Source organism: Ramlibacter sp., assembly GCF_035706265.1.
Lineage (GTDB): Bacteria > Pseudomonadota > Gammaproteobacteria > Burkholderiales > Burkholderiaceae_C > Ramlibacter.
Genome location: NZ_DASSVG010000331.1, coordinates 1 through 5,636, shown reverse-complemented (window position 1 = coordinate 5,636; position 5,636 = coordinate 1). Strand labels below are relative to the sequence as shown.

Annotated in this window: 5 protein-coding genes; all 5 read left to right on the top strand. The window is 69.9% G+C overall.

Annotation, left to right across the window (positions count from 1 at the left end):
• Nucleotides 1-33: 33 nt before the first annotated feature.
• Nucleotides 34-678, top strand: a complete 645-nt coding sequence (locus tag VFM98_RS11985) for a nucleotidyltransferase family protein (RefSeq protein WP_325110150.1) — start codon at nt 34-36, stop codon at nt 676-678.
• On the top strand, nt 675-1,250 hold the full coding sequence (locus tag VFM98_RS11980; protein WP_325110149.1) for a hypothetical protein: 576 nt from the start codon (nt 675-677) through the stop codon (nt 1,248-1,250). Before VFM98_RS11985 ends, VFM98_RS11980 begins: the two co-directional genes overlap by 4 nt.
• 99 nt (nt 1,251-1,349) lie before the next feature.
• Nucleotides 1,350-1,916 (top strand): ribosome maturation factor RimP, encoded by a 567-nt coding sequence (gene rimP / locus VFM98_RS11975; RefSeq protein ID WP_325110148.1) that lies wholly within the window; start codon nt 1,350-1,352, stop codon nt 1,914-1,916.
• Between the two features lie 3 nt (nt 1,917-1,919).
• A complete protein-coding gene (nusA, locus tag VFM98_RS11970; protein ID WP_325110147.1) occupies nt 1,920-3,422 on the top strand; it encodes a transcription termination factor NusA in 1,503 nt (500 codons plus the stop codon).
• A gap of 21 nt (nt 3,423-3,443) precedes the next feature.
• Nucleotides 3,444-5,636, top strand: a 2,193-nt coding sequence (gene infB / locus VFM98_RS11965) for a translation initiation factor IF-2 (RefSeq protein WP_325110146.1), incomplete at its 3' end; no start/stop codon positions are given.

Genomic DNA, 5,636 nt, shown 5'->3' with positions numbered 1-5,636 from the left:
CGCCGTCCTGCCCCGCATCCTGGAGGCACTGTCATGAGTACCGAGCGTTCGGGCATCCGTTTTTCGGCCGTGGTGCTGGCCGCGGGCCAGTCCACCCGCATGGGCGGCGCCAACAAGCTGCTGCTGCCGCTGGAAGGCGAGCCATTGGTGCGCCGCACCGTGCGTACCGTGCTGGCCGCCGGCATGCAGGAGACGGTGGTCGTCACCGGCTGGCACGGCCGCGAGGTGATGCGCACCGTGCTGGACCTGCCCGTCACCGTGCAGCCCAACCTCCTGTACGAAGAAGGTCAGATGCGCTCCGTCGCCGCGGGCGTGGCGGCGCTTGCCCAGGCCACCGATGCCATCGTGGTCTGCCCCGGCGACCTGCCGCTGCTGCGGCCCGAAGACCTGCACGAACTGATGGACGTCTACCTGGCCCATCCGGCCAGCTCCATCGTGATTCCGCGCCATCGGGGCGAGCGCGGCAACCCGATCGTCTTCGCCGCCGCCTACGCACCCGAAGTCGCGGCCGGCCGCCGCCTCATCGGCTGCCGCAAGCTGGCCGAGCAATATCCGGAGGAGACCTTCTGGCACGAAGCGGCCCACGAGCGCTTCACCACCGACTGCGATACGCCCGAGGCCTGGCAGCGGGTGCAGCAGCGCCTGGCCCACCCGGCAGGCGCAGAGGCAGCGGCATGACCGGCACCGCCTGGGCCGCCCTCGGCGTCGGCCTGATCCTGGCCGGCCTGCTGGCCCTGGCGAAGCTGCGCCCCGCCCGCGGCGGCCTGAACTCGCCGCAGTGGATGCTGCTGCTCGGGGCCGTCGGCATGCTGGCCGGCATGGCGGTGGACGCGTACGCCGGCGGCCTGGAAACCCTGAGCGCCCTGTGCACCGGCCCGCGCGGCCTGGGCGCGATGGTGCTGCTGCACGTGACGCAGCTGCCGCTGGCCCACGCCGGCATGATCGGCGGCGGCCTGCTGGTGCTGCCGCTGATGCCGAGGCTGCGCCGCGGCTGCCGCCGGCAGCTGTGCGCCCAGCTCGGTCAGAACCTCGTCTGTTCGGCCTGGATGGTGGTGGGCATGGCGGCCGGCTCGCTGGTGTTCCTGGAGCTCGCGGGCTGGGTGCAGGCCGTGCGCGAGCCGGCGGCGGTGCTGGCCGGCATGTTCGCGGGCATGGTGTGGGGCATGGTGGCCAGCGTGACGCTGGTGCAGGCGCTGGTGCGGCTGAGCCTGGGTCCGCGGCACCACGGACAGCGCTCGGAGAGCCCCTGATCGCTTGCGAGTCAATGCGCCGGGCGCTACAATACCGGCTTCACGACCAAACGGGCGGGTACCAACCGCCCGTTTTTTTTGGCGGATCGACCCACGACCTTGGCACTGCAGGATATCGTTGCTCAAACGGTGGCCGGACTCGGCTACGAACTGGTGGAGCTGGAGCGCTCCGCCGGGGGCACCCTGCGCGTGACCATCGATTTCCCGTGGGAAGCCGGCGGCGAAGAGCGCTTCGTGAACGTCGAGGATTGCGAGCGCGTCACGCGCCAGCTGCAGTACACGCTGGAGGTCGAGGCGGTCGACTACAAGCGCCTCGAGGTGTCCTCGCCGGGGATCGACCGGCCCCTGCGCGGTGAAAAGGATTTCGAACGCTTTGCCGGCGAGGTGATCGATATCACCTTGAAGGCGCCGATGGGCGCCGCGGCTGCCGGCCAGGTGGCGCCGAACCGGCGCAAGTTCCGCGGCACGCTGCAGAAGGCGGGCGAGGGCTGGGAGATCGCCTGGAGCGACGAGCCGGCTGCGCCGCAGCCGGGGCAGAAGCGCATGAAGAAGAAGGAGCCTGCCGCCGTGCAGGTGCTGGGTTTCACGCTGGACGAGGTGAAGGACGCCCGTCTGGCGCCGATAGTGGATTTCAAGGGGCGCAGGCGCGCCGGGGTTCAGGAGTAGGACATGAATCGCGAACTGTTGATGCTGGTGGATGCCATCTCGCGCGAGAAGAACGTGGAACGCGACGTCGTGTTTGGCGCGGTCGAGGCCGCCCTTGCCCAGGCCACCAAGAAGCTCTACCAGGGCGAAGTCGACATCCGCGTGGCGATCGACCGCGACACCGGCGACTACGAGACTTTCCGCCGCTGGCTGGTCGTGCCCGACGAGCAGGGCCTGCAGAACCCGGACGCCGAGGAACTGCTGATGGACGCCAAGGAGCGCGTCGCCGACGTCGAGCCGGGCGAGTACATCGAGGAGGGCGTCGAGTCGCTGCCGATCGGCCGCATCGGCGCCATGGCCGCCAAGCAGGTGATCCTGCAGAAGATCCGCGACGCCGAGCGCGAGATGCTGCTGAACGACTTCATGTCGCGCGGCGACAAGATCTTCGTCGGCACCGTCAAGCGCATGGACAAGGGCGACATCATCGTCGAATCGGGCCGCGTCGAAGGGCGCCTGCGCCGCAGCGAGATGATCCCGAAGGAGAACCTGCGCAACGGCGACCGCGTCCGCGCCATGATCATGGAAGTGGATCTCACGCTGCGCGGCGCGCCCATCATCCTGTCGCGCGCGGCCCCCGAGTTCATGATCGAGCTGTTCCGCCAGGAAGTGCCCGAGATCGAGCAGGGCCTGCTGGAGATCAAGAGCTGCGCCCGCGATCCGGGCTCGCGCGCCAAGATCGCCGTGATCTCCCACGACAAGCGGGTCGACCCGATCGGCACCTGCGTGGGCGTGCGCGGTTCGCGCGTGAACGCCGTGACCAACGAGCTCGCCCGCGAGCGCGTCGACATCGTGCTGTGGTCCGAGGACCCGGCGCAGTTCGTGATCGGCGCCCTGGCGCCGGCCAACGTGAGCTCCATCGTCGTGGACGAAGAGAAGCACGCGATGGACGTGGTGGTCGACGAGGAGAACCTCGCCATCGCCATCGGCCGCGGCGGCCAGAACGTGCGGCTCGCCAGCGAGCTGACGGGCTGGAAGATCAACATCATGGACGCCAACGAGTCGGCGCAGAAGCAGGCCGAGGAGCAGCAGACGCTGCGCACCCTGTTCATGGAAAAGCTCGACGTCGACGAGGAGATCGCCGACATCCTGATCTCCGAGGGCTTCACCAGCCTCGAAGAGGTGGCCTACGTGCCGCTGCAGGAGATGCTGGAGATCGAGTCCTTCGACGAGGATACGGTCAACGAGCTGCGCACGCGCGCCAAGGATGCGCTGCTGACCATGGAGATCGCGCGCGAGGAGAGTGTCGAGGAAGTCTCGCAGGACCTGCGCGACCTCGAAGGCCTGACGCCGCCGCTGATCGCGCAGCTCGCCGAGCACGGCGTGCACACCCGCGACGACCTGGCCGACCTGGCCGTCGACGAACTCACGGACATCACCGGCCAGTCCGCGGACGAGGCCAAGACCCTGATCATGAAGGCGCGCGAACACTGGTTCACGGGCCAGGCGGCGGCGGCCGCCCATGAATAAAGGGAGGAAGACGAGCAGAACATGTCTAGTACCACCGTCGCAGAGTTCGCGCAGGAACTCAAGAAATCGACCGAGACGCTGCTGGAGCAGTTGCGCAGCGCCGGCGTGGTGAAGAACGCGCCGACCGACTCCCTCACGGATGCCGACAAGCAGAAGCTGCTGGGCTACCTCCAGGCCAGCCACGGCACGGCCACGCCCGAGCGCAAGAAGATCACCCTGGTGAAGAAGTCCACCAGCGAGATCAAGCAGGCGGACTCGAGCGGCAAGGCCCGCACCATCCAGGTGGAAGTGCGCAAGAAGCGCACCTTCATCAAGCGCGACGAGGGCGCCGACACCGCCGTGGTGGAAGCCCCCGAGGTCGCCGCGCCGCCGCCGCCCCCGCCCGGCCCGGACGAGGCCGAACTCGCCCGCCGCGAGGAAGAGGCGCGCCGCCAGGCCGAACTGATCCGCCGCCAGGAGGAAGAACTGGCCGCCAAGCGCCGCGAGCGCGAGGAAGCGGAGGCGCGCCAGCGCGCCGAGGAAGAAGCGCGGGCCGCCGCCGAGCGCGAGCAGGAGCGCGAGCGCGAGGCCGCTGCGCGTGCGGAAGCCTACGAGGCCAAGCAGGCCGGCGCCAACGCCGCCAAGGCCGCGGAAGCCGAGGCTGCGCAGGCCGTCGCCAAGGCCCAGGCCGAGGCGCGCGACAAGGCCGCCGCCGAAGCGCGCGAGAAGGCCGCCGCCGAGTCGAAGAAGCGGGCGGAGGAAGAAGCCGCCCGTGCCCGCGACCTGCAGGAGCGTCGCCGCAAGGCCGAGGCCGAAGCCGCCGCGATCCGTTCGATGATGGCCCAGCCCAAGAAGGTGCTGGTGGCCAAGAAGCCGGAAGAGGCCAAGCCCGTCGCCAAGGGGCCGGAAGGCGCCAAGCCGGGCGTCAAGGGCACGCTGCACAAGCCGGCGGGCACGCAGGCGCGTGCCGGCGGCCCCGGTGCCGCGCCGGCCGCGGCGCCCGCCGCCCCCGGTGCCGGCAAGGAAGTGAAGTCGGCCAAGCTGTCCTCCAGCTGGGCCAACGATCCGGCCAAGAAGAAGGAAATCAAGACCCGCGGCGATGCGTCCGGCGGCGTCGGCCGCAACGCCTGGCGCGGCGGCCCGCGTGGCGGCCGGCGCGGTGACCATCGCGGCGACCGCGACGACCATCACCAGCAGTCCGCGGCGCAGGAGCAGCGCGTCATCGAGGTGCACGTGCCGGAGACGATCACCGTCGCCGAACTCGCGCACAAGATGGCCGTCAAGGCCTCCGAGGTGATCAAGGCCCTGATGAAGATGGGCCAGCTGGTCACCATCAACCAGTCGCTGGACCAGGACACGGCCATGATCGTGGTCGAGGAAATGGGCCACAAGGCGGTCACCGCCGCCCTGGACGATCCGGAAGCCTTCACGCTGGAAGAGGTGCAGGGCCAGAGCGCCGAGGCGCTGCCGCGTGCGCCGGTCGTGACCGTGATGGGCCACGTCGACCACGGCAAGACCTCGCTGCTGGACTACATCCGCCGCACCAAGGTGGCGGCGGGCGAGGCCGGCGGCATCACGCAGCACATCGGCGCCTACCACGTCGAGACGCCGCGCGGCACCGTGTCCTTCCTGGACACCCCGGGCCACGAGGCGTTCACGGCGATGCGGGCGCGCGGCGCGCAGGCCACCGACATCGTGATCCTGGTGGTGGCGGCCGACGACGGCGTCATGCCGCAGACCAAGGAAGCCATCAAGCACGCGAAGGCTGCGGGTGTGCCGATCGTGGTGGCGATGAACAAGATCGACAAGCCCGATGCCAACCCCGACCGCGTCAAGCAGGAACTGGTGGCCGAGGAAGTCGTGCCCGAGGAATACGGCGGCGAGTCGCCCTTCGTGGCGGTGTCGGCCAAGACGGGCCAGGGCATCGACGAACTGCTGGAGCAGGTGCTGCTGCAGGCCGAGGTGCTGGAGCTGAAGGCGCCGGTGGACGCGATGGCCAAGGGCCTCGTGATCGAGGCGCAGCTCGATCGGGGCCGCGGCCCGGTCGCCACGGTGCTGGTGCAGTCCGGCACGCTGAAGGTGGGCGACGTGGTTCTGGCGGGCCAGACCTACGGCCGCGTGCGCGCCATGCTGGACGAGGACGGCAAGACCATCAAGTCGGCCGGCCCGTCGATGCCGGTGGAGATCCAGGGCCTGACGGAAGTGCCGCAGGCCGGCGACGAGTTCATGGTGCTG

Coding starts and splice junctions, on each gene's coding strand:
- VFM98_RS11985 (WP_325110150.1), top strand. CDS start 34: ATGAGTACCGAGCGTTCGGGCATCCGTTTTTCGGCCGTGGTGCTGGCC.
- VFM98_RS11980 (WP_325110149.1), top strand. CDS start 675: ATGACCGGCACCGCCTGGGCCGCCCTCGGCGTCGGCCTGATCCTGGCC.
- nusA (WP_325110147.1), top strand. CDS start 1,920: ATGAATCGCGAACTGTTGATGCTGGTGGATGCCATCTCGCGCGAGAAG.